The organism is Methanolobus sp. WCC1 (assembly GCF_045690315.1).
Taxonomy (GTDB): Archaea; Halobacteriota; Methanosarcinia; order Methanosarcinales; family Methanosarcinaceae; genus Methanolobus; species Methanolobus tindarius.
Genome location: NZ_CP146979.1, coordinates 1,696,565 through 1,720,986 on the forward strand (window position 1 = coordinate 1,696,565; position 24,422 = coordinate 1,720,986).

At 38.0% G+C, this 24,422-nt stretch carries 18 protein-coding genes; 12 read left to right on the forward strand and 6 right to left on the reverse strand.

What is annotated here, in order from left to right; genetic code table 11:
• Positions 1-92: 92 nt before the first annotated feature.
• The gene (locus tag V7O61_RS08115; protein ID WP_407282199.1) at positions 93-3,062 is read right to left on the reverse strand and encodes a GLUG motif-containing protein; all 2,970 of its coding nucleotides are present in this window, start codon (positions 3,060-3,062) and stop codon (positions 93-95) included.
• Positions 3,063-3,555: 493 nt separating this feature from the next.
• On the opposite strand from V7O61_RS08115, the gene V7O61_RS08120 reads away from it, so the two are divergent.
• Complete coding sequence (locus V7O61_RS08120) at positions 3,556-3,876, forward strand: sugar-specific transcriptional regulator TrmB (RefSeq protein ID WP_407283413.1); 321 nt, start codon at positions 3,556-3,558, stop codon at positions 3,874-3,876.
• 117 nt (positions 3,877-3,993) lie between these two features.
• Here V7O61_RS08120 and V7O61_RS08125 read toward each other — a convergent pair whose 3' ends face one another.
• Complete coding sequence (locus V7O61_RS08125; RefSeq protein ID WP_407282198.1) at positions 3,994-5,718, reverse strand: thiamine pyrophosphate-binding protein; 1,725 nt, start codon at positions 5,716-5,718, stop codon at positions 3,994-3,996.
• Between the two features lie 375 nt (positions 5,719-6,093).
• Between V7O61_RS08125 and V7O61_RS08130 the strand changes: the two genes are divergently transcribed.
• Positions 6,094-8,919, forward strand: coding sequence for a PAS domain S-box protein (locus tag V7O61_RS08130; RefSeq protein WP_407282197.1), 2,826 nt, complete (start codon positions 6,094-6,096; stop codon positions 8,917-8,919).
• A 42-nt stretch (positions 8,920-8,961) separates the two neighbouring features.
• Here the strand turns inward: V7O61_RS08130 and V7O61_RS08135 are convergent, their stop codons facing one another.
• Positions 8,962-9,480, reverse strand: a complete 519-nt coding sequence (locus V7O61_RS08135) for a DUF4386 domain-containing protein (RefSeq protein ID WP_407282196.1) — start codon at positions 9,478-9,480, stop codon at positions 8,962-8,964.
• 391 nt (positions 9,481-9,871) lie between these two features.
• On the opposite strand from V7O61_RS08135, the gene V7O61_RS08140 reads away from it, so the two are divergent.
• Entirely contained in the window at positions 9,872-10,873 is a 1,002-nt protein-coding gene (locus tag V7O61_RS08140) for an AAA family ATPase (RefSeq protein WP_407282195.1), read from the forward strand.
• Positions 10,849-13,221 (forward strand): S8 family peptidase, encoded by a 2,373-nt coding sequence (locus V7O61_RS08145; protein WP_407282194.1) that lies wholly within the window; start codon positions 10,849-10,851, stop codon positions 13,219-13,221. Before V7O61_RS08140 ends, V7O61_RS08145 begins: the two co-directional genes overlap by 25 nt.
• A gap of 84 nt (positions 13,222-13,305) precedes the next feature.
• Here the strand turns inward: V7O61_RS08145 and V7O61_RS08150 are convergent, their stop codons facing one another.
• Positions 13,306-14,682: a hypothetical protein gene (locus tag V7O61_RS08150; protein ID WP_407282193.1), complete on the reverse strand. Its 1,377-nt coding sequence runs from the start codon at positions 14,680-14,682 to the stop codon at positions 13,306-13,308.
• Positions 14,683-15,016: 334 nt separating this feature from the next.
• Positions 15,017-15,151: a hypothetical protein gene (locus V7O61_RS08155; protein ID WP_023846239.1), complete on the reverse strand. Its 135-nt coding sequence runs from the start codon at positions 15,149-15,151 to the stop codon at positions 15,017-15,019.
• A gap of 433 nt (positions 15,152-15,584) precedes the next feature.
• Between V7O61_RS08155 and V7O61_RS08160 the strand changes: the two genes are divergently transcribed.
• The 4 genes from V7O61_RS08160 to V7O61_RS08175 are packed head-to-tail and all read left to right on the forward strand — an operon-like array spanning position 15,585 to position 20,013.
• A complete protein-coding gene (locus V7O61_RS08160; protein WP_407282192.1) occupies positions 15,585-16,571 on the forward strand; it encodes an AAA family ATPase in 987 nt (328 codons plus the stop codon).
• Positions 16,572-16,616: 45 nt separating this feature from the next.
• Complete coding sequence (locus V7O61_RS08165) at positions 16,617-17,498, forward strand: DUF58 domain-containing protein (protein ID WP_407282191.1); 882 nt, start codon at positions 16,617-16,619, stop codon at positions 17,496-17,498.
• The gene (locus V7O61_RS08170) at positions 17,498-18,448 is read left to right on the forward strand and encodes a VWA domain-containing protein (RefSeq protein WP_288068898.1); all 951 of its coding nucleotides are present in this window, start codon (positions 17,498-17,500) and stop codon (positions 18,446-18,448) included. The genes V7O61_RS08165 and V7O61_RS08170 overlap by 1 nt, the downstream gene beginning before the upstream one ends.
• Complete coding sequence (locus tag V7O61_RS08175; protein ID WP_407282190.1) at positions 18,445-20,013, forward strand: hypothetical protein; 1,569 nt, start codon at positions 18,445-18,447, stop codon at positions 20,011-20,013. The genes V7O61_RS08170 and V7O61_RS08175 overlap by 4 nt, the downstream gene beginning before the upstream one ends.
• A gap of 49 nt (positions 20,014-20,062) precedes the next feature.
• Here V7O61_RS08175 and V7O61_RS08180 read toward each other — a convergent pair whose 3' ends face one another.
• Positions 20,063-20,905, reverse strand: a complete 843-nt coding sequence (locus V7O61_RS08180) for a class I SAM-dependent methyltransferase (protein WP_407282189.1) — start codon at positions 20,903-20,905, stop codon at positions 20,063-20,065.
• A 187-nt stretch (positions 20,906-21,092) separates the two neighbouring features.
• Between V7O61_RS08180 and V7O61_RS08185 the strand changes: the two genes are divergently transcribed.
• The 4 genes from V7O61_RS08185 to V7O61_RS08200 all read left to right on the forward strand — a co-directional run bounded on the left by V7O61_RS08185 (position 21,093) and on the right by V7O61_RS08200 (position 24,312).
• The gene (locus V7O61_RS08185) at positions 21,093-21,791 is read left to right on the forward strand and encodes an MBL fold metallo-hydrolase (protein WP_288068903.1); all 699 of its coding nucleotides are present in this window, start codon (positions 21,093-21,095) and stop codon (positions 21,789-21,791) included.
• Between the two features lie 255 nt (positions 21,792-22,046).
• Positions 22,047-22,373 carry a sugar-specific transcriptional regulator TrmB gene (locus V7O61_RS08190; protein ID WP_407282188.1) on the forward strand — a complete coding sequence of 109 codons (327 nt, stop codon included), beginning with the start codon at positions 22,047-22,049 and terminating at the stop codon, positions 22,371-22,373.
• A gap of 188 nt (positions 22,374-22,561) precedes the next feature.
• The gene (locus V7O61_RS08195) at positions 22,562-23,035 is read left to right on the forward strand and encodes a MarR family winged helix-turn-helix transcriptional regulator (protein WP_288068905.1); all 474 of its coding nucleotides are present in this window, start codon (positions 22,562-22,564) and stop codon (positions 23,033-23,035) included.
• Positions 23,005-24,312 (forward strand): MFS transporter, encoded by a 1,308-nt coding sequence (locus tag V7O61_RS08200; protein ID WP_407282187.1) that lies wholly within the window; start codon positions 23,005-23,007, stop codon positions 24,310-24,312. Before V7O61_RS08195 ends, V7O61_RS08200 begins: the two co-directional genes overlap by 31 nt.
• Positions 24,313-24,422 lie beyond the last annotated feature (110 nt).

The following is a 24,422-nucleotide window of genomic DNA, read 5'->3' on the forward strand; positions in this document are numbered from 1 at the left end:
GTTTAAATTGTACTGTAGTAAAGATTGTTTCTTTTTGTATAAATGTACAGTCGTGAGTATGCAAGAAAAATAAAATTGGAAAAAGAAAAATATTATTCCTTCTTCCTTGAAACTACCAACATTAACCCAACAATAACCAACATTGGGATAGTTATTGTTGAAAATTCAGGTATTTCTTGATCATCTACAACCTCAGTTATATCTGAACAATAAGCAGACTCATGCTGCTCACAATTTACTACAGCAGAATTAGTGATAATACCACATACCACTGCTTTTGTTGTAACAAAGAAACTTACAGATTCATCTGGAGATAATTTTACAACATGCATAGTCACACTGTTGGTACTAAAATTGAATTCAGCATTAGATACAGATACAAAATTTAATTCAGAAGGAATATCATTGAGAATTGAAACATTTGTAAGTTCCATGCTTCTTTTGTTCTTCAATGTTACCTCATAAACGAGTTCAGAACCAAGTGATGTTTTATCTACGTTATCTGTAATTGTAAAAACAAACTCTGGTTCTTCAGAATCATCTTTGACAACAATACAAATGGACTTTAAATCTGTTGACCCGTGTCCATCACTGACTTCAAAAAAAACATCATAGATACCTGCATCATTATGGCCTGTGAGCCAGGAACCTTCACCGGTTTTATTATTGAAATTCTGGAAAAGATCTTTTCTGGAACAATTGAAGAATGGCACATCACCATCAAGGTCTTCAAAATCTGAATATATAGAAACAATATCTCCTTCAGTTACTTCAATATCATAAATTCCTGTTATTGTAATAGGATTATTGTCTAATTGAACATTTGATGAAATAGGTCTTGATAGTTTATTCTTGCTTTTATTGAAAGCATAGACAACTATCGAAGATGTTCCATGTGGATCTAGCGATGTGTCGTTGAAATAATGATATGTTGTTGCATTATGCCAGATACCATTTACACTGACATTGAATGAATCTGTATTTGCACCGGAATTCCATGACCAATTTACATAGAAATTACCTTTGTTAAAAGAGAGATCTGTTGGTGTTGATGGCATATCTCTATCAATGAATACACGTAAATATGGGTATCCATCATTAATATCAGGATGAATAGACCATATATTCTCAAAATCCCAGTTAACGTAAGTATTAGACATGTAAGGATATTTCATTTCAATAATGGTTCGAGCTTCCCCACCTGCACTTGTTGACTGACCTGATGTTTCAGTGTTCCAGTAAGAATCATTTATCGTTGCATTATACCAATGCCTTCCGACAAAACCACCTGCTCTGCTATTTCCTGAAACTTCCCCTATAGAATATGAATTGCTTATGGTCATTGGACCGAACATATTACATCCTATAAATCCCCCTACCTGGTCGTTCCCTATAACGTCTCCAATAGAATATGTGTTGTTTATTGTAGTCAGGCTATTAGATCCAATAAATCCTCCTACCTGATCATTTCCACTGACATATCCGGAGGAACATGAACTACTTATTATCGATGTTTCATAACCTCCTAAAGATTGAGTATACCCAACAAGGCCACCCACCATATTATTTCCCGAAACTGCACCAGTGGAATAGGTATTTTCAAGAATGGATTGATAACTATGTCCTACAAGTCCACCCACCTCGTCAACTCCAAAAACATTTCCAATAGAATGTGAATCTATTATCGTAGCATATCTACTGGATCCAACTAAGCCACCTACCCTTCCCTTTCCTAAAACGTCACCGGAAGAATCTGAATTGCTTATTGTGCCACTGCCAGTATTGTAACCAACAAGGCCACCTACACTAGTATTTGCACTAACATTTCCTCTGGAATAAGAATCAGATATAATTGATCCTGAGTTCTGGCCAACAAGCCCGCCGATATAGTAGTTTCCAATTACTTCTCCCATAGAATATGAGTTCGCTATTATGGCATCATTATAGTTCCATCCAACAAGCCCTCCCACATGATTATCGCCAATGACCATTCCAGTGGAATTGGTTCTGCTTAGTGTGCCACCTTCATTATATCCAAGAAGTCCACCGACAAAATAATACCCCGTAACTTCACCTGTAGAATAGGAATTTTCTATTTCTCCGTACCAATTCCTTCCAACCAATCCACCTATACGACCATTTCCGGAAACATCACCTGTAGAATAAGAATCTATTATGCATCCATCATGCCCGGACCATCCATTAGTTCCAACGAGTCCACCAATATGCATATCTCCAGTGACATTTCCAGTAGAATAGGAATTGATGACTTCGCTATCACAATTCCCTCCAACGAGTCCACCTACTGTATCGTATCCAGAAATGTTTCCAGTAGAATGTGAAGAAGTAATTCTACTACCATGATTGTTTACTCCGATAAGGCCTCCTACCTCTGAACCTTCTGTAATATTTGCATCTGAATAGGAACAACTTACTACTCCATTATCATTATACCCAACGATTCCACCAACACGTAAATATCCGGTAATTTCTCCGGAAGAAGAAGAATCGGTTATCGTACCGCCATCATTGTGACCAATTAATCCACCTACATCATTTCTTCCAGTAATTTCTCCAGTAGAATGTGAATCGCTGATGATGCCACCATTGTTATATCCAGCAAGACCTCCAACATAGTAATTCCCCGTAACATTAAATTCTGTAAGGCCAATATATTTGATTTTAGAACCCTGTCCAGTATATCCAAATAATCCTACATAAAAAGATGAAGACCTGTTGATGTATAAATCATTTATACTGTAGTTGTTTCCTTTCAAAGAACCTGTGAATTGAAGATGTGTTTTGTAACTCCCAACCGGTTCAAACCCAGCGCCATCGTTCCATTCAGATGTAGCGCTTGCATCAATATCATTAATCAGTACATAATGTGCAGTCAGATTCTGGTTCATGTCCTGCAACTCATAGACATTAGATATCTGATATGGATTTGTTTCTGAGCCATCACCACCAGAAAATGCTGATGCTGGTGAGAGGAACAGCAACACAAATAATATAGATGTAAGTGAACGTAAAAGTAATAAATATGCATTAATTTGTTTCAACTGTTTAGTTCCAAAAATATCTATATACAAATATGTTAAATTTTGATACTCCCACATAAAAATACCCCAAAAAACATTAGATTTTTCAATGTATATAGATATCTAAAATCTCTTTTTGATAGTTATTATAATGAATACTAAATTTTTATAGCATTGACCGGAAGTGCACTTCCGCCTTAACTCTCAGACAGGAATAAACGCCCTGTCAAAACAATGCAGAACAGCAAATTTCAGAAATGAAATGTTGAATCAATGTGAGAAGATATGAGAACTTATGAGAGACTGTGAAAAGTTTCGGGAAAGGTTTAATAGCATGAATAATCATGAGGTATCTGATGGCTAACACCATCATTAATCATGATAGATTATTGATGCCGGAGACCTGAACCATGAAAAAAGCAGAAAATGCAATAAAACAACTAGAATCCAGAACATTTCAAAAAATGCAAGATAAAATTTATAACCAGAAAAAGGAGGAGTTGTTTTGTTGAAGATGATGGAAGCACCCAGCATGGAGAAAACTGCTCAAAATCATACGTCAGATGAGGATCTCATAGCATGGGCACTTAGTGTTGATAGACGCCTTGTTGTTCTTGAGTCAATGAAAAACCACCCAATACTTAAAGCGTCTGATATTGCCCAGGAAACAAACCGGTCGACACAGAACATAAGCCGTGCTCTTAAAGAGTTCAACGAAAAAGGTTTCATTATGTGTCTTAATCCTGAAAAAACCACATGGAAAAGATACACAATTACAAGTGCCGGAAAAGAGTTACTGGAAAAACTCGACGACATTTATTTCGATCCGAATTAAGTGAGAGGTGGCTAACGTCAGGGTCAGCTTTCCTCTTTACCTTTTATTTTCATTTCATGGATTACACTTTTGTTTCTATTTCAGTTCTAAAGTTCCAAATATACTATATACACATTTTTAAGAATCATTTTCAACCTGCTTAATATACGGACCAAGAATCATGTCCTTATATGCTCCACCGGCAGGAACCTTTGGATAAAGAACTTCTTCCCTGTCTGTACAGACCTCAAGGAAGCATGGTCCTTCTGAGTTAAGGAAAGCTTCCATTCCGTCTTTCAGATCTTTCCTGTCAGCAATCCTTTCAGCAAAAGCAAACCCGAAAGACTCTGCAATCTCCGCAAAGTGGACATCCTTTGGTCTTTGTGTTCCTGTTCTTTTACCATCATAAGCTGCATCCTGCAGGTTCTGGACCATTCCATCACTCCTGTTGTTGAGCATGAGTATCTTGATTGGCAGGTCAAGTGATGCGATTGTATGCAGTTCACCAAGGTTCATCCGCAGACTTCCGTCACCGTCTATTGCTATGACCCTTGCTTGCGGATTAGCATAGTGAACACCAATGGATGTTGGCATGGAGAATCCCATTGTTCCAAAGGACCCAGAACTCATGAACGATTTTGCTTTCTGCATTGGAAGATACTGTGCTGCAAGCATCTGCTGATTTCCGACACCTGTTGTAACCATCGTATTGCCATCAACATATTCTGACAGAAGTGACATAACCTCAGCAGACTGGATAAATTCGGACTCCCGGTTATAATCCAGCGGCCAGGACCTCTTCAGGAATCTTGCACGTTCCTGCCATTCATAGATGTTCAACGTGATGTTATGCTTTTTAGCATAGTTGAGCAGGTCCATGATAGCTGTGGCAGCATCTCCGATAAATGTGAATTTAGGTCCTCTTTCAATCTTTATCTGATGCATTTTCTCAGGATTTATGTCGATATAAGCTATGTCTGTACCTATTGCAAAACCAACTTTCTCTGCAACCCTGTCATCCCAGCGAACCCCTATTGCAAAGAAGAAATCATTCTCCTGTATTAGCATGTTGGCGTATGGTGTTCCAAACATTCCAAGCATTCCGAGATTGAGGTCATCCCGACCATCCAGGACTCCTTTTGCCATGAGGGTGTTAACCGACGGTATCTGGAAGTAGTTGTTAAACTCCCTGATTGCATGGCTTCCGGCTTCAGAATTGAGACCTCCTCCAAGATAGAGCAGCGGCCTTTTTGAGTTAAGGAATAACTGGAAGAATTCTTCACACTGTTCCTCGCAGAGATGCCTGTCATCATGATAACTTTCCTCAAACCTCATGACGTTCATGTCCTGGTACTCATGCATTTTCTGCTGTTTATCCAGCGGAATATCTATGACAACAGGCCCCGGCTTTCCTGATTTTGCAAAGTAATATGCATCTTTGATTATTGACTCAAGGTCATCACCATCAGAAATAAGCATGACTTTCTTGGCAGCTTCCCCGAATATGCCCTGTACATTGATATGCTGGAATGAATCGGTGCCTATCTTATGTCCGGGGACCTGACCTGCAAAAACAAGCAATGGAATGCTGTCACCATAGGCATCGGCGACACTTGTGAGTGTGTTGGTAATCGCAGGTCCGGATGTGACTATGGCAACACCGACCTCGTTACCTGACCGGGAGTAACCAGCTGCACTGAAAGCTGCTGACTGTTCGTTCGAGTTAATGACTATCTCGATGTCACTCTTTTCAAGTGCATGGAAAACCGGCAGTATCGCCGCTCCGGTGTAACCGAAAATTTGTTTGACCCCGAGGTCCTCCAGACTTTTAACTAATATTTCTGCTCCATTCATTTCTTCCATTATAATTCTCCGTGAAAGAAACGATCCCGGCGCAGGATACACTAATCAGTAAAGTAACCAAAAAACAGTGCACTTGAGCCAGAAAAGTTTCGATTATCGTGCTCAAGCGTTTAGCACTACCACTACTAAAGACACAGATACATTACGTAAAGTGTGAGTTGTGGTAGAGTTTTGCATTAGTTTAGGATTGGAGGTAGTGGTATTTAAGAGTGTTGGAACTTAAATGGTAGATAATATAATTTATTTTGAAATGCCGAGAAAACGTTTGTTCAAATTTGTTTTGTTTATATATAATGAGTACTATATATTTTACATATAATAAAGCACACTTTTAATTTGGTACACTTTTAACGTTGGATATGGGAACTGATAAAAATGGAGCTAGAAGATTCAGAAATACATCCATCTGACAAGAATGGAACTCATGATGAAACAGAATTTTCACTTAAACAAAGGCTTGAGTATGAGCATGCTACAGTACAATGCATGCGAATTCTGCTAAATCCAGGGAGTATAGATGAGATCTTACCCAAGATACTGGATATAGTACACAGGGTTGCTAACAATAGCAGAACCTACATCTTCAAAAATGAAATTGATCCTGATCAGGAACTTTGTATGTCTCTTATATATGAAGTAGTTTCTGATGGTATAGATTCACAGATAGATAATCCGGATCTGCAACAGATTCCCTATAATAAAGCTGCACCTACATTACTCCCGGTTCTTAAATCCAGACAACACTTTGCACTTTTGGTAGAAAAACTGGTTGATCCGGAGAAAACAATCCTTTCAGAGTATGGTATTCTTTCAGTACTAATTATTCCTATTTTTTCCGGTCAGAAGTTATGGGGCTTTTTAGGATTTGATGATTCTATTAAAACACATGAATGGGATGAAAATGAGATCAATCTCATAAAAATGGTTGCTGATGGCATTGGAGCTTTTATATCCTACAGGGAAAATGAACAAAAATTGCTTGAGAATGAGGGAAAGCTGAAACTGTTCATTGAGCATGCGCCAGTAGCGATATTAATGCTAGACCATAATTTGCGACACGTGGCTGTGAGTAACAAATGGCTAGAGATCTTTAATCCTGTTGGCCAGGATATTATAGGGATTCACCATTATGAACTATATCCATACCTGAGTGATGAAATTAAAATAGCTCACCAGAAAGCTCTGAATGGGGAACATGTTCGCAAAGAAGAAGAGGCTATAATGCTACCAAATGGTAGTATGATGTGGACTAAGTGGGAACTCTGGCCATGGATGAGAAACGATGATTCAATTGGTGGAGTTCTTATCTTTACTGAAAATATCACAAAACAAAAGATTGCTGAAAAAAGACTACGTGAAAGTGAAGCTCTTTTGAGTGAAGTTGGTAAGATAGGAATAATTGGTGGATGGGAAAATAATCTTATTACAAAAGAAGTTAAATGGACACCTGAGCTCCGAGAGATCTTTGAATTAGATAATGATGAAATATTAAATATTGCAACCCTATTGAAGTGTTTTCATCCTCCAAAGTCAAGAGATGAAATTCGAAATTATCTCAACAAACTCTACGAAAAAGGAGAGCCATTCGATATTTCGAATGAAATTATTTCTCATAAAGGTACACATAAATGGATCAGATCAATTGGAAAACCAGTAATTGAAAATGATAAAGTTGTAAAAATACTGGGAATAACTCAGGACATAACTACTCTTAAAAAAGCAGAGATAGAACTGCAAGATAAAGAAACTCTTCTCAATGAAGTGGGGGATATTGCTAAAATTGGCGGATGGCATTATGATATAATTGCTGGAACCGCTAAATTTACACCTGAAATTTTTTCTATCTATGAAGATGATCTTGGTACTTATTTGAACATTGAAAATTATGTTGAGCATTTCTTACCAGATTCAAGAAAAATTATTACAGAAGCATTCAATGACGCGATTGTAAAAGCAATACCTTACGACCTTGAACTGGAATTAGTCACAGTAAAAGGAAATCATAAGTGGGTACGGGCTATTGGACGCCCAACAATAGAAAATAGAAGAGTTGTAAGGTTAATTGGATCCTTACAGGATATTACTGAGCATAAACAAGCTGAAGAAGCTCTCAGGGAAAGCGAAAGGAAGTTCAGAACCTATGTAGAAAGTGCACCACACGGTATTTTCATCATGGATGAACACGGAAACTACCTTGATGTCAACAAAGCAGCCTGCATTTTAACCGGTTATGCTGAAGAAGAACTTAAGCATATGAATTACATTGACATCACTGAACCGGGATCATTTACAAGAGCCAGGCAGAGTCTGGATGAACTAAAAACAACAGGATATACTTCCGCTGAACTGCAAATTAGACTGAAGGAAGGAACTGCCATATGGATCAGGAGAGACGGAGCAAAACTTACAGATAATAGATTCCTTATGTTTGTCAATGATATTACTGATAAAAAAATAGCAGAGCACTCTTTAGTAGAAGCCAAAATGCTGGCTGAAGAAGCAAACGATATGAAAAGCCAGTTCCTTGCGAATATGAGTCATGAACTTCGCACTCCTCTTAATGCAATAATAGGTTTTTCAGATATCTTACTAGAACAGAAGAGTGTGACTTCAGCTGAAAAAGAACGTAGATATGTGGAACATATTAATAAAAGTGGGAAGAACCTTCTTGAAATAATAAATGATATTCTTGACCTGTCAAAAATAGAAACTGGTAAAATGATGATAGAATGTGAGGAATTCCATGTTTCTAAGCTTATTTATGATACTCTGGAGTCCATGTATCCAATATCTAATAAAAAGAACATTAGACTCACATTTAATACCAGTATCAATGATGTCTATATACACGCAGACAAAGTCAAATTCCGGCAGATATTGTACAATCTTCTTAGTAATGCTATCAAATTCACTCCTGAGAACGGTGAGGTCTTTGTCAGCATAGAAAAGACAGGTAATGGAATACAGGCTTCTGTTACCGATACTGGCATTGGAATTTCAGCAGAAAGACAGGAAGAGATTTTCAGTCCTTTTACACAGGTGGATGCTTCAAGCAAAAGAAGATATGGTGGCACAGGCCTTGGACTTGCCCTTGTAAAAAAGTTTGTTGAAATGCATAACGGAAAAGTCTGGCTTGAAAGTGAAGAGGGAGAGGGCAGTAATTTTACTTTTACCATTGAAGATCAGAAAAAGAATGAGTGAGTTTTTCTGTTTTTTCCGAATTACGGATATATTGTCTTAAAATCAATTCTGAACTTCTTTTGCACCTACAAAGGTTATCCATATTACCCAGACAAGCTCACCCATTGTGAAATAATCAACAAAGGATGGCACATATCCTATGAGGAAATATGAGACGGTTGCTCCCAGGTACCCTAAGGATCCGACATATAATAGATATCCAATCCATTTCGGGAACATTCCTGATTTAATTACCAGTGTACCAATTGGTATAAGCCACAGTCCCCAGAAGACTTCTGCTAAGTGCATTGCTTCAGGCATGATTATTGCCATCATTGAGAAAGGTACCCCTAATAAACCGAATACGACTATCAGGGATGACTGTTCCTTATCGGTTTCCATGAATAATTTGTACAGCAATAATGCAATCACTATCTGGAACACCTGTACAACAATCTGACCTAACTGACCAACTTTAAAGAGTGTAGATTCGCTTGCAAGTGTCGGCGCATATAACAACGAAAATATGCTTATGACAGTCCATACCGGATAAAGAATTCTGAGCTTTGTTATGGTCTTCATGATAATAATTTTGGTGGGTTAGCATATATATTTTGGGTTATTGATAATATTGGGGGAGGGGAAGTAAGTAGGAATTCCGGCATTAAATTCATTATTCCGTAAATTGACTAAAAACTTGAGTTAGAATTGTTTCTAAACTATACAAGCAAAACGGAGAAGAAATAATGGTTGTTGTTTGCAGAAAATATCTAGTCGGAATTAAATGATTTAGTAATATAATTAAATATCATGCATTATTAATTACACTTTTATTTTACAACGTATATTCCAGATAAAATGTGCAGTAATCCAAAATTCAACAATATTATATATTTTAAAGTTACCTATTATTTAGTAACAGAAAGGTGATTCTATTAGAAGTGAATTACTAAAAATAATCTTTAAGTCCTTTGTGGAAAATGATCAAGATGGTTTTCGTACAGTTGCAAATGAAATTATAAGAGAGGAACAAAAAAAGAAGCACCATCTATTAGCAAAAGACTTGAAGAAAATATTAGAGACAGAAAATCAAAAAGATTTGTTGAATTCTACTACACTATCTTCAAGATATAAAAATAATATTCAAATACCTCGAGATAGCGAAAAGGGTTTTCCACTTCTAGAAATTAAAGAGAGTTACCTAAATTTAGGTGACGTTATAGTAGATTCTGAGTTGCATCACCGTATATCCAAGTTAGTTGATGAAATGAACTCTAGAGATGTATTTGCGACTTATGGTTTAAAGCCTAAACAAAAAGTACTATTTTGTGGTCCTCCAGGGACAGGAAAAACCCTCACAGCACATATTTTAAGTTCATTATTGGGATACCCATTGGTTCACGTTAATTTTGATTCTATAGTTTCTTCTTTTTTAGGAGAAACAGCAACCAATCTCCGTAAAGTATTCGATTTTATTGAACATGGAGAGTGGGTTGTTCTTTTCGACGAGTTTGATGTAATAGGTAAAAAAAGAGACGACCCACATGAGCACGGAGAAATTAAACGCGTAGTAAATAATTTTATGCAAATGATGGATGGATTTAATGGTAAAAGTCTTTTAATAGCTGCTACTAATCACGAATATCTTCTTGATTCTGCAATGTGGAGAAGATTTGATGATATTTTATTATTTCCTTTACCAAACTCATCTCTGAGAGAAGAGATTTTCAAAAGATATTTAAGTGTTGCCCACAAAAATAAGGACTTGGATTTCAAATATTTAGTAGATAATTCGGAAGGTTTTTCACCAGCAGATATTGCACAAGTTTGTGAAGAAGCCATTCGAACAATTATCTTAGAGGATAAAAAGGAAGTTAATTTTGAAATTATGAAATCAGCTCTTGATTATCAAAATCAGAAAAAAAGTATAATTTCCAAGGATAATGAATTATGGAGTCAAAACATGAACATTTAGGTTTGTCTTATATTCCCGATTCTTTTGTCCGTCGTCCTCCTCGTTTTCCAGGTGGACCAAAAAAAACAAACAAAACCAATCAAGAATCAGCTGATGATATTCTTCAATCATTTAACCAGTTGAAAGATGACTTGGATAAAAAGAAAAAATTATATCCAAATGATTTGAAGCCACACTTAATTTTTAAAATTGAAACAAATCAAGATGTACATGAAGAAACATTTAAAGCTCATTTGCGTCGTGCAGGCATATCCATAATATCAACATCCCCAGATAAAAAGGGATTTTGGGTTGCATTTAGTGCTGATGATGAACTAAATGAGTTTCGAAGAAGACTAGATAAACATGTACAAGAAGACAGCTATAAGTTCATTTATTCTATTGAGAAATTTGAAAAAATATCTCCAGAAGAAAAAGAAGGGGATATTTTAAAAAAAGAACCATTTGGTAAAAACGAAATCAGTTATTTAAATGTAGAAATATGGAGGATGAGTGATGCAACCTTAAATGTATTTATTATGAAGTTAAATGAATTTATCTTTGAAAATGGTGGTGAAGTTACTGATCTTTTGACCAAGAATAGTTTTTGCTTATTACGAATTAAAATGAATTGGGAACTTTACAACAACATTATTCAATGGCCAGAAGTCAAGCAAATAGACAGGATTCCAAGAATTAAAATAGAATCTATTTTATCAAAAGATATTGACGAACTATTTGTTGATGCACCTCCTTCTGATGATTCATGTGGCGTTTTAGTTTTGGATTCTGGTATTCTTTCTAATCATCCTCTGTTAGAAAAATGTGTGGCTTATGAAACGGTTGCAAAAGCAAGTGATACTTCAGAATTAAGCGATGATTTTATTTCTGATGATGTCGGGCATGGCACTGAAGTAGCTGGAATAGCAGTTTATGGAGATTTAAAAAATCGTATTTCAACCAATAATTTTTCATCAGATGTATGGTTGTTTTCAGTAAAAATCCTGTTTAATGATGGATATGGATATGCGACATTCAATGAAAAAGAATTAGTTGAACATCAACTTGATAATTCTGTAAGAGAAATTGTTTCTGCCTATCCTAACTGCAAAATAGTAAACATCTCTTTTGGAAATGAAGAATATATCATGTTTGAAAAACGGCATCAATTTACCTTAGCCAGTTTGCTTGATGAGTTATCAAAGGAACTTGATATTATTTTTGTTGTTTCGGCTGGAAATTATGGCTATGCAGAAGAAAACTCATCAGAAAATTATCCTAATCACTTGTTAAATAAAGATGGAAAAACAAGTATTATAGATCCAGCAACAGCAGCTTTAGCCATAACAGTGGGATCCTTGTACAAAGAAGCAAATGTTGGTCTTGCTCGCTTTTGTAAAGATGATGATTTGTGTCACGACTATCCCTCTCCTAGAACTAGGGTCGGCCCTGGTTTCCAAGGCATGGTTAAACCAGATTTCGTAGAATATGGTGGTGGTTACGGTGAGGAAGCAGACGTTGTTACTTTAAACTATAATTGGATTAAGGAAGGAAAACTTTTTTCTCATGGATCAGGTACTAGTTTAAGTGCTCCAAAAGTAGCATATTTTTTAGCTCAATTAATCAATAAATATCCTTATTCATCACTAAATTTAATAAAAGCGTTATTACTCTCTTCAGCAAAAATACCTATTCCTGAAATGCGACCATCTCCTCTTTCTGAAATTGATTTCTATAAAAATGCTCAGAGTTCTTTGGATTTATTGAAGATTTATGGGTACGGTAAACCAGATTTAAACAGAGCATTATTTTCGGAGTCTAACAGAGTCTTATTGACTCGTGAAAATAGAGTTAAATTAAACAATTTTCACATTTATGAACTATATCTACCTGAGGACTTTTCAACACACAGAGGTAACAGAAAAATTGATGTAACTTTTGTCTACAATCCACCTGTTAACAAAAATAGAATTGATTATCTTGGATCAATTTGTGAAGTAAACTTGTTCAAAAACATTGATCTTGAAACACTAAAAATTGCCTATGAAAAACTTGATTTTGACAATATAGACGATGATTTAATTCCTAATCAAAAAGAAGTGCAGTCTAAAAAAATAGACTTGCATCCAGGAGTTAATTTAAGAAAGAAAGGTGTCCATCAAAGATGCTCAAAAATATTTAAGCAGGAAAATAACATTGACACAAGTAATCCTCTGTATTTAGTTGTAGTCTGTAAAAAGCGATGGATAAATGATGATGACTATGAACAAGACTATGCGGTCATAGTTACAATTGAATATGAAGATAACACAGACATATATGACGAAATTCGTTTAAGGAATACAAGCAGAGTAAGATTGAGACAATAATTGTTACTTCAATTATTCTGTATATCATTTAAATTGAATCCTAAAAATAATAGAGGAGAATCTTCCCCTCTATCCCTAAAAAACTTACTCGAAAGCAACGCCATCTACATACAGTGTGTAACCGTTCAGATCTATGTTATCTGTGGTTCCACTGAGTTCTGTAACGTAGCTGTCACCTGTTAGTGTCCATGTGCTTGTATCATCGAGTGTTACTGATAGCAGTGAAGCTTCTGTTCCGTCTGAGTTTATTGCACCGGTATATGTTGAACCGTCTGATATTGACAGGGTCATTTCGGATATTGAATCAACCATTATGTCACCTGTTGCAGTCTGCTCATTGAAGTTGACTTCGCATATACCGCCATTGGAACCTTCAGATCCCCAGCCATTTGAACCATCGTTACCGGCTATGACCATAAGGTAGGTGTCATCAGCAAGTGTCAGGTCAACATTTGTCAGAGTGATGACACTTTCAGTATTGGTGACGTAGAACATATCTCCATTGTTGGAAACAAGGGATCCATCAGTCATTGTGAATGAACTGGTTCCAACTTCTGCATCACCGGACATACTCTGGTATAGCATCACATTGTGGATGTTCTCTGAACTGTCAGCGCCATATACACCTTCCATGCTTCCTGTTACATCACAATTGTTGATTACAACGGAATTCAATCCTTCAACAACAACTGCTTCAGAAGTTTCTGCTATAAGTGTTGCATTGCTTACTGTAACATCTGCTGTGCTGTAAACTGCAGGTGCACCTGAGCTTCCGCTGGTTGTGTATGTTCCGCCATCAACAACCATTGTTCCGCCGCCACGGTCACTGCGTATTGCAGCTTTTACTGTTGAAAAGACATTGAGGTTAGTTGCGTACATTGTTCCGCCACCGGCAACTTCTATACCACCGGCATTTCCTCCGGAAACATCGATCTCAGTATCTTCTATGTATATTGTTGCACCATCATATGCGAAAACACCATTCGAACCTTCAGTTGTAGCTGTAACTGAACCGCCATTGATGTAAAGGACCGCATTATCCAGTGCAAGGATTGCAGAATTCAGACCATAGAAACTTGAAGCATCACTACTTGATGCAGAACCATCTGTCTTCTCTACGGTAACATCGGTAAGTGTTGCAGTGGTTTCATCTTCAGCCCTGATTGCATTTTCATCGTCATTTATAGATGTATATGTCCCTCCATCCAGCTCTTCACCGTCAGTTAAAACATATGCTCCAGTTCCGGTATCTACACTGGTAGAACCTCCACTGCCTCCGGGGGGTGTACCCATTTCACCTTCTGGCATTCCATCTGGCGGTGTCATATTCCCGTCCATTCCTGCTGGTGCTTCCCCCATTTCCTCCATTTGAACATCAGATGAATTTGAATCACTTGATGTTTGTTCTTCCTGTGTAGTGGTACAACCTGAGGTCAGAACCACTAATACAAGAAAAACCATTAGTGTATAAAGTTTAAAATTTTTCATAAAAGTACCTTCCTATTCTTTTATCCTATTTTCTTATTTTTTATCCATAATTCCATAATTATATTAAATTAATTTGTGTACATCTTTTAAACTGAAATAATTAGAATCATTTCTTAAAATTAATGAAAAGGTGGTTGAGATAGGATTTGAACCCTATCTCAAATTGGTGGTATTGTGGATAGTTTACAACAATCGTTTTTCTTATCTTGCAATCATTCTTCGTCTTTAACGTGCTTTTTAGGTAACACAGCCTTGAGCACAACGGCTGTTGCAGCCACACAGGCCATACCTTTCAGGATCTTATGTTTCATTCATATCCTCCTTTCAGTGATTTTTTCCTATTGTTGATTGGTAACTCAGGCAACAACACCTGCAGCAAAGCCCTGAACATTGCAAACAATAGCAATATCGGACCCACAAATGTCATCCATGTATCTCTCATTACATTTCCTCCATCGCCGTTTTGTAACTTTAGTGCTTTTTTGTCAGATTTCTTCAGGACTCTAGAATCTTAGTCCGAGTCACTGTTCTGCCGACAAATCCCTGATTAGCTGGCTTTAATATAAGCATACTTTACAGGAAAAAGATAGATTATAGTGTTAAAATGGAAAATAAAGCTTTATAAAAGCTTCATTTCCAGAGATATTCTTTTTAAAGTATGAAAAAGATAAAAAGAATTTACAGGTTCTTTATCACCTTTCAGCCTAACATTTCTATATACATAAGAATAAAAGATATAAAGTAAAAACGTGTAATACTTCTCCGTTTGTTTGGTACAATTAAAATGGCTAAAATAGTATATTCATGCAATTGGGGTTTGCATGAATTGAATAGTCTGAAATTTAAAGATCACATGCATAAAAGCAGGTGAACAAATGGACGAGAATATTCAAAAACTGAACGAAAAGGCAATCCATTATTCGGAACAGATTGAGAAACTAAGAACAGAGATTCAAAATACAATAATCGGACAGAATGAAATTATTGACAGCCTTCTGATAGCACTCATGTCACAGGGACATGTGCTTCTTGAAGGAGTACCTGGTCTTGCAAAGACCCTTATGGTCAGGACAATCTCAGAATGCCTCGAATGTGATTTTGTGCGACTGCAATTCACACCGGACCTTTTGCCTGCAGATATCACAGGTACCAAGATATACAACCACAACGAAAGCTCATTTTCAACACTTAAAGGTCCTATATTTTCTAACTTCATTCTTGCTGATGAAATAAACCGTGCCCCTCCTAAAGTACAGTCTGCACTTCTGGAAGCAATGCAGGAAAGACAGGTCAGCATCCAGGGAGACACGTTCCATCTTCAGCGGCCTTTTCTTGTAATGGCAACACAGAACCCTATAGAATCCGAAGGAACCTACAAACTTCCTGAAGCCCAGGTTGACAGGTTCATGTCAAAACTTCTCATCGATTATCCAACAAAGGATGAAGAGATTGAGATTATCGAAAGGTTCACCCAGGGAGTCAAAACCAGCGTTTCAAAGATGCTCACATCAACCGAGATAATTGAGATACAGGATTTCATCCCACAGGTATACGCCGACAGGAAGATTATGGACTATGTAGCCCGGATAGTTGATGCAACACGTCATCCGCAGAATTATTCCGTTGATACGGAGGGGCATATAGAATACGGAGCCTCTCCCCGTGCATCCCTCTGGCTCATACTTGCTGCCAAATCACATGCAGTCCTCAGCGGCAGGGGATATGTGATACCTGAGGACGTAAAAGCAGTGGCATATCACGTGCTTCGCCACCGCGTGCTTCTCAACTATGAAGCAGAGGTTGAGGAGATTAGCAGCGACCACGTGATAACTGAGATACTCGAAAAAGTAAAAGTCCCTTAAGCCTCCGGTTTAATCCGAAGACGATAATAACCTGGGGTATGTGCCATGCAACATGCAAAAGAGATTATCAGACAGGTAAGAAAAATAGAGATCAGTACAAAACAACAGGTTGACGGACTGATAGCCGGAAACTACCACTCAGTATTCAAAGGTCAGGGGATCGATTTTTCAGAGATACGTGAATACCGGGCAGGAGACGATGTCCGTGCCATTGACTGGAAAGTGACTGCAAGATTCAATCGTCCTTTCATTAAAGAATTCGTTGAGGAAAGAGACCTGCGTGTCTATTTTGCCATAGATGTTTCAGCTTCAGGAAGCTTTGGAAGCAATATCAGCAAAATGCAGAAAGCAACTGAGATTGCTGCAACCCTGATGTTCTCGGCCATGAAGAACAATGATAATGTTGGTCTGTTCCTCTTTACAAACGATGTCGAGAAATATATCCCTGCAAGAAAAGGCAGGAAACATGTCCTGAAATTGCTTGGAAACATGGTTTCTTACGAGCCACTTGAAAAAAGAACTGACATCATGAAGAGCATGGAATCCATATCTAAAATGCTCAAAAGAAGAAGCATTGTTTTTGTTATTTCAGATTTCATCTCCGACGATTTCTCCAGACCCCTGAACATCATGAAAAACAGACATGATATCGTGGCTTTAAGGGTCATGGATGCACGTGAACAGGAACTTCCTGATGTTGGTCTCATAGAACTTGAGGACGAAGAAACCGGTGAGCAACTACTTGTAGACACTTCTGATGAGGAAATAAGAATGCGCTACGCAGAACTTGTCAAAGAGCATAATGAAAGTTTGCAGAAGCTCTTCAGGAAACTGAAAATTGATATGGTAGATCTGGTAACAGATGAACCTTATGAAGCTGCACTAAATAAGTTCTTTAAAACCAGAAAAATAAAGGAGATACGATAATGGCAGGTTTTGATTCTCCTTACATTCTGCTATTCCTGCTTTTAATTCCTCTTATCTATTATCTTCAGAAAAAAGCAAGAACACAGAAAAAGAATGAAGCTATAAAGTTCAGTAACCTTGCGTTCCTTAAATCCGCAATCGGAGATAGCAGGAAATCAAAAAGGGATATGCACCTCTTTTACCTCTCACTGCTTACCATCGGACTTATGGTAATCGGTTTTGCAAATCCCCACATTCCTCTGGAACAAACCAAGGAAGGAGTTAACGTTGTGCTTGTAATGGATAATTCCGGAAGTATGCAGGCACAGGATTACCAGCCGACAAGACTTGAAGCGGCAAAATCATCTGCAGAGATTCTGATTAAATCTCTCAAAGATAAAGACTATGCAGGAGTGGTGGTCTTTGAATCCGGAGCAACCACCGCTGCTTATCTTAGTCCTGATAAGGACAAAGTGATAGATAAACTACAGGATATTACAGCAAAAGAGGGAGCTACTGCCATAGGAGACGGACTGAGTCTTGGAATTGACATGGCATCATCCATACCTAACAAGAAAAAAGTTGTGATTTTACTCAGTGACGGAGTTAACAATGCAGGATATATCAGCCCGGATGAGGCCATACAGTTTGCAAAAGCCAATGACATTCAGGTATACACAATAGGAATGGGATCCACAGGTCAGGTTTTGCTAGGATATGACTGGTTTGGAAACCCGCAGTATGCGGAACTCGATGAGGCCACGCTTCAAAGTATCGCAGAAGAGACGGGTGGTAAATATTTCAAATCCGTTGATGACGACACACTGGATGAAATCTACAAGAACATCGGAGAGAACATAAGCAGGGAAACTGAAGAAACAAACATCAAGGGCTGGTTCTTTTTTGCAGCATTTGTGACCTCACTTGTCCAGCTCTATTACAGGTACGGAAAAGGGAGGATATTACAATGAGCAGGAAAAACATTGCATTAGATCTTTTTGTTTTTGTATCCCTGTTGATGATAATGCCTGTGGTATCCGCACAGGATATCACTTTCACATTACCACAGGATGAATACTATTTCCTGACAGGCGAGCAGGCCTCTGTTCCTCTCTATATGAACAACTCTTATGGAACTGATATTAACGGAATGCTGCAGGCTACTTTCACCCAGGAGATGAATACAGGTTCTGTACACTTTTCCAGTTCCAATTCAAAATCAACAAGCTTTCAGGTCCCTGCCGGAGACTCAGGAACAAATCTCGGTTTTGGGACAAGCGACGACCCTGAAACTCTGAAAGTGTCGCTTACTTTCAGTTATGATGAAGATGGAGCTAAGACTGTAACTCTTGGAGATATACTGGTACATTTTGTTGATGATGAATCAGAGATCCAGAGCAATTCAAATGCTGTGCAGAGTTCATCACAGGATGCCTCATCCACCCAGCAGTCAACTGACCCGTTTGCTCAGCAGGAACAGCAAATGCAACAGGCGATGCAGCAATTTATGAACCAGCAGTCCTCCACGCAGTCCTCTTCACAATCCTCCCAGCAGGCTGCACAGAACAACCAGCTGGATCAGGACACCTCTGCCCTCAAAGCACAGATGGAAGAGCAGATTCAGGAACAAGAGAAAATAAAGCAGGAATTCCAGGAAAATCTTGCATCAAATGTGGATTTCCAGGAAGCTAATCAGGAACTGGAGGATATGGGTTATAACCTGACAGATGTCAGTGTAAATCCATCTTCAAACAATACCGGAAGCTTTACGGCAAATTATGAAAAGCCAGATGGAGAGACTGCAACTATTCAGGGAGAAATGGAAGATGGAGATATCAAGGAGATTCAGGAAGATACTGCTGAAGACAGGCAAAATCTAAGAGATATACTTGCCCGAAATGAAGAATACCAGAAGTATCTGAAGGAACTGGAAAGCGATGGGTTCATAGAAACAGATGCTACTTTCTCACTAAATGGTAATGAAACCGATCTCCAGATACAATATGCAAATCCAGCGAACGAAACTGCCCTGATAAATGCTATATTCACAGATGAAACTGTGGATAGCGTGGAACTTGTCAGGGACAGGGAAAACAACAATTATTCGCTTTATGTGATTATTGCTTTACTAATCCTTGCTCTCGCTTATCTGGCATATAAGAAATACAAACCTGAGAAAGCAGAGGAAATGCCAATTGCCGTTAATACTGAAGCGAAAAAGGAGAAAATTGACTTCAGGAAAGAAGCAAAGGAACTTGTGGATAAATCAGTTCATCTCTATGAAGATGGACAGATAGAAGATGCATATGGAACTGCTGCCCAGGCTTTGAGACTATATCTAAGTCATTTCTACGGACTCAGGAAAGAAGTGACAAATGCAGAATTGATCCGACACCTGAAGGTGAAGGGAAAGGAATGGAAGGAAATCGAAGATTGTCTGGAACTCTGTACTCTGGTGGAATTTGCAAAACATTTGCCGGAAGAGGATGAGTTTGAGAAGCTGATAAGAACAGTGAAAAAGGCTGTGAATTACTGAATATTTAACCTTAAATAAAAAAGAATAGATGCTTATTAGCATCTATTTTTCATCTTTTTTGTACTTTACAAAACATAACATTATCACCGTTCCACATATCAATATCCGGCAATACATCATCAAAAAAACCGATATCCTCAAAACCTTCCGGCTTTAATATCTGTTTCAGATCATCAGAAGCAAAGAAATGGGTCCAGAAGCGATAGACATCGATATTTTCAGATTCATCAGCAATCACAATATGCTGGTAAAGTATAACCTTCTCATCCGGGTAGAGGAAAGAATCTGAAAGTATAAGGTATGGCCTGTCCTTCCAGAATCCACTCATTTCCACCTCCCATGATCTTTCTGAGACTTTTGTCTCAAGATTTTTGTCACTCAGAACATCAAATACAAAGATTCCACCTGGCTTTAAGGCCCTGTGGACGTTCCTGATAAGTTTTTCTCTTTCATGTGGTTTTAGTACGCCGAAGTCTGTGAAGACCATCATCACAAGATCGTATCTGCTATCCTCATTCAGTTCGAGATAATTCAGGTTCACATACTCGATATCCAGACATTTGTTTGCGGCCTGCTTTCTGGCATACTCAATGGAATTCTTCGAAAAATCGACTCCTGTAACATTGTGTCCTCTCTTTGCAATGAGTTCGCAATACAGACCAGGGCCGCATCCCAGATCGAGTATGGTCATCTTTTCCTTATTCTGCAGATTGAGAATCCATTCAACTGTACTCTCAATGGATGAACTCCGCCTGCTTGCCAGATCGATATCCGGATTGAGATGAATGTTCAACAACTGTTCTGAAATGTGGGCATCCGTCCACATAACTGCATTTCCTTCAGCGTATAGCTGTGGTTTCTGTGTAAATTCAATAATATCTTTAAAATCCATAATGAGCCCTCCTTAATGGCAAAAACCCGGGACTCGAAATCTTCGATTAATAGCTAACAACTTTCAATAGAACAGGATGCTTAGTTGTAGTTCATCAGCGCTTATATGAAAAGATATTAAATTTAAACTTAATGGTACACAATCTTTTTAGTATCTGTAAAACAATCTCATATTTAAGTGGGATTTTATGGCAGCACCAAATATAGCCTACAATATAACTCCTATTCCCATGGGAAAATCCAATGCTTACCTTGTTTCCGCTCCTGACTTAGTTATTCTCATCGATACTGGCTGTTCCAAAAACCTGAAACCATTGGAACAAGTCCTGAGACAAAAAGAACTTCAAATCACTGATATTAATTACATTGTCGTGACTCATGCTCATTATGACCATGTAGGCCACCTTGCTGAAATCAGGGAAAAAAGCGGTGCTAAGGTTTTAGCTCATAGAGATGCAGTTGATTATCTCAAAAATGGGCATACACCTTTTCCAAAAGGGACAATGCTTCTCTTTAAAATCATCAGTAATGCTGGAAATCGTTTCTTCTCTGTTGGTGGTAAATTCACTCCAGTTAAACCGGATATTTTAATTGAAGGTGATTATGACCTTTTGAAATCTGAACTAACAATTCGGATAATTCACACACCGGGTCATACTTCCGGTTCAGTCTGTTTGATAATCAATGATGAGTCTGCAATTGTTGGTGATACTCTTTTTAATGTGCTTCCAGAAACAGTTTATCCACCTTTTGCCAATGATGAAAATGAACTTATCAAAAGCTGGGAAAAGTTACTGGCTACCGGATGCAGTGTTTTTTATCCGGGACATGGAAAGCCGTTTTCACGGGATAAGTTCAGGAAATGTTTTGAGAAGAAGAAAAAGTAGGATTATTCTATAACTTTCTATATTTCCATATATGATAACAGTTCATTTATGTCTCATTCTTAGATGATTTCCAGAAATACGTTGCTTTTGATACTGTATTTTTAATCTTTTGACAAAACAGTAGACTATTTTATTATATCTAAAAATATTCAATTTCTACATTAATATTAATAACCTTTAAATAGCATTTGTTGTATTATTGTTGTCATGACAACAGTTGTATAAACAACTGTTGTAAAAAACGGAGGACTCATCGTGCCAACCATAATGGAGAACATAAAACAGGAAGAAAATATCCAGAACACCATCGATGACCAGCTTATCGCATGGGTGCTTGATGTCGACAGACGAATGGTTTTAACAGAATCCATGAAAAAACATACAATCCTGAAGGCATCATTCATTGCTCAGGAAACAAACAGGTCTGTACAGAATATCAGTCATGCGCTTAAAGAATTCAAAGATCAGGGATTTGTCATGTGTATCAATCCGGAAAAATCAACATGGAAAAGATACACAGTTACCGATAATGGAAGAAAATTACTGGAAAAACTTGACAGTATCCGCATTTATCCAAATTAGACCTATCCGGATTTGAATTATCCTAACTAAAAAGAATGCTGAATTACCTTGGCATTCATCTTTTTTCTAATTTAAAGTCGACAAAACTATTCTGAAAAAGAATTATTTGCAACAACATTCTTAAATATGTTATTAACAGTAGGATGTCGTAACAACAGTTGCTACGACAACATTTAAGAGGAAAACTAATGGACGAAATACCCCTCGGGGCATACATTTCAATGGCATATCGCAGTCATTTTGTAAGAATAAACAAGCAGATGAAAGAACTTGGCCTCTCATCCGGCCAATTCCATGTTCTTATGGTACTTTCCGATCAGCAGGGAATCACGCAGGATTATATGGCAGGATCACTGCTCATTGACAAAGGAACCGTTGCCAGAGCAGTAAATGTTCTTGAGAAAAATGGGATAGTCAGACGTATTCCAGATGAAAATAACCGCAGGGCTGTGCTTGTGTATCTGACAGAAAAAGGTGAACAGCTTATTCCTCAAATCGAACAAATTGACAGAGAATGGGAAGAAGCTGCATATTCAGGATTTACGGAAGAAGAGAGAAAACAGGCAAAATTGTTTCTTCGCAAAATCGCACAAAACAGCTACGAAAATGCTTACGAAAAAGGTGACAGAAAATGGAAGGAATTCCCCCTGAAAAACCAGTAACAGGTCAAAAATCAAAGCAAAAGTCTCAAAGATACGAGACTTTAAAACTCATAGTCATTCTCAGTGCATCCATGCTCACTATCATGGGTTCAGCTGCCGTTGCACCGGCACTCCCGGAGATGCTGGAATTCTTTTCAGATGTACCGGAAGCAAGCCTGCTTGTGTCCATGGTTGTTACTCTCCCTGCACTTGGAATAATCATCAGTTCACCTTTCATCGGAATTCTTGCTGACAAATACAGCAGAAAGAATATGCTCATGATAGCTCTTGGAATATTTGCATTTATAGGAGCTACAGGTGCTGTTCTTAATTCACTCTACATTATACTTGCTTTCAGAGTGCTACTTGGTGTCGGTATCGCAGGAATGACAATATGTGCCACAGCTCTTCTTGCAGACAATTATTCCGGTGCCGAGCTTAAGAAAAAGATAGGACTGCAATCTGCCTGTATGGGTTTTGGGGCTGTGGTACTTGAAGTTGCAGGCGGCGCTCTTGCAGATATAAGCTGGCATGCACCTTTTTACATCTACCTCATAGCACTCTTGATAATTCCCGGAGCCATGATATCGCTCAGCGGATCAAAAAAGAGTAATGGAAATGAGCAAAATAATGAAGAAAAGCATCATGCTGTAAACAACAATGTTGGAAAGCATTTTAAAGAAAAGAAGCTGCCACTCAAAAGTATTGCTCTTATCTATGTCGCTACATTCACCCTAATGGTGCTTTTCTTTTCAGTACCAACGAAACTTCCATTCGTACTGGATGAAAAAGGAATCACATCAGCCCTGATTATCGGTGCTTTGATATCAATTCCAGGACTATTCGGTACTGTTGGAGCACTGGCGCAGGTTAAGGTCTCGGGTTTTGTTACAGAGATGAAGACAAATCTCTTTTTCTTCATAATGATGGGAGCAGGCGTATTCATCCTCTCGGTTGCACCTGATATGCCAACTCTTATAGCCGGGCTGATAATAACAGGAATCGCTTTTGGAATTATAAACACTACAAACCTTAGCTGGCTTGGAAGAATTGCACCTGAAGAATCACGTGGAAAGATATTCTCAGGATTTACCACCGTGCTTTTCCTGGGACAGCTGGCAAGTCCTCTGGTTATTCAGCCAATCCTCAAGACGGGAACACTCTATGATGCATATGCTTTCCTCGGTATTGCAGGTATTTGTCTTGGACTGGTGTTTGGAGTTGTCAATGGTATGGGAATCATTGAGCAGACACCTGTAGTTTCCGGACATCCTGTGGGAATTGAGGCAGAAGAGTAGTATAAGGAAAATATAAGAGATAATAAAGAAAAAAGAAAAGATAAAGGATTGCTGAATGTCAAAATCCTTTTAACTTCTTATTGCATAACAGGCAGAAAAGTCTCAGCGGG

What these genes read in the sequence shown, in the direction of transcription:
- V7O61_RS08180 (WP_407282189.1), bottom strand. Translation starts at nt 20,905, where the DNA reads ATGGATTTTAAAGATATTATTGAATTTACACAGAAACCACAGCTATAC.
- V7O61_RS08155 (WP_023846239.1), bottom strand. Translation starts at nt 15,151, where the DNA reads ATGAGAGATACATGGATGACATTTGTGGGTCCGATATTGCTATTGTTT.
- V7O61_RS08195 (WP_288068905.1), top strand. Translation starts at nt 22,562, where the DNA reads ATGGACGAAATACCCCTCGGGGCATACATTTCAATGGCATATCGCAGT.
- V7O61_RS08165 (WP_407282191.1), top strand. Translation starts at nt 16,617, where the DNA reads ATGCAACATGCAAAAGAGATTATCAGACAGGTAAGAAAAATAGAGATC.
- V7O61_RS08160 (WP_407282192.1), top strand. Translation starts at nt 15,585, where the DNA reads ATGGACGAGAATATTCAAAAACTGAACGAAAAGGCAATCCATTATTCG.
- V7O61_RS08150 (WP_407282193.1), bottom strand. Translation starts at nt 14,682, where the DNA reads ATGGTTTTTCTTGTATTAGTGGTTCTGACCTCAGGTTGTACCACTACA.
- V7O61_RS08185 (WP_288068903.1), top strand. Translation starts at nt 21,093, where the DNA reads ATGGCAGCACCAAATATAGCCTACAATATAACTCCTATTCCCATGGGA.
- V7O61_RS08200 (WP_407282187.1), top strand. Translation starts at nt 23,005, where the DNA reads ATGGAAGGAATTCCCCCTGAAAAACCAGTAACAGGTCAAAAATCAAAG.
- V7O61_RS08125 (WP_407282198.1), bottom strand. Translation starts at nt 5,718, where the DNA reads ATGGAAGAAATGAATGGAGCAGAAATATTAGTTAAAAGTCTGGAGGAC.
- V7O61_RS08130 (WP_407282197.1), top strand. Translation starts at nt 6,094, where the DNA reads ATGGAGCTAGAAGATTCAGAAATACATCCATCTGACAAGAATGGAACT.
- V7O61_RS08175 (WP_407282190.1), top strand. Translation starts at nt 18,445, where the DNA reads ATGAGCAGGAAAAACATTGCATTAGATCTTTTTGTTTTTGTATCCCTG.
- V7O61_RS08120 (WP_407283413.1), top strand. Translation starts at nt 3,556, where the DNA reads ATGATGGAAGCACCCAGCATGGAGAAAACTGCTCAAAATCATACGTCA.
- V7O61_RS08145 (WP_407282194.1), top strand. Translation starts at nt 10,849, where the DNA reads ATGGAGTCAAAACATGAACATTTAGGTTTGTCTTATATTCCCGATTCT.
- V7O61_RS08135 (WP_407282196.1), bottom strand. Translation starts at nt 9,480, where the DNA reads ATGAAGACCATAACAAAGCTCAGAATTCTTTATCCGGTATGGACTGTC.
- V7O61_RS08170 (WP_288068898.1), top strand. Translation starts at nt 17,498, where the DNA reads ATGGCAGGTTTTGATTCTCCTTACATTCTGCTATTCCTGCTTTTAATT.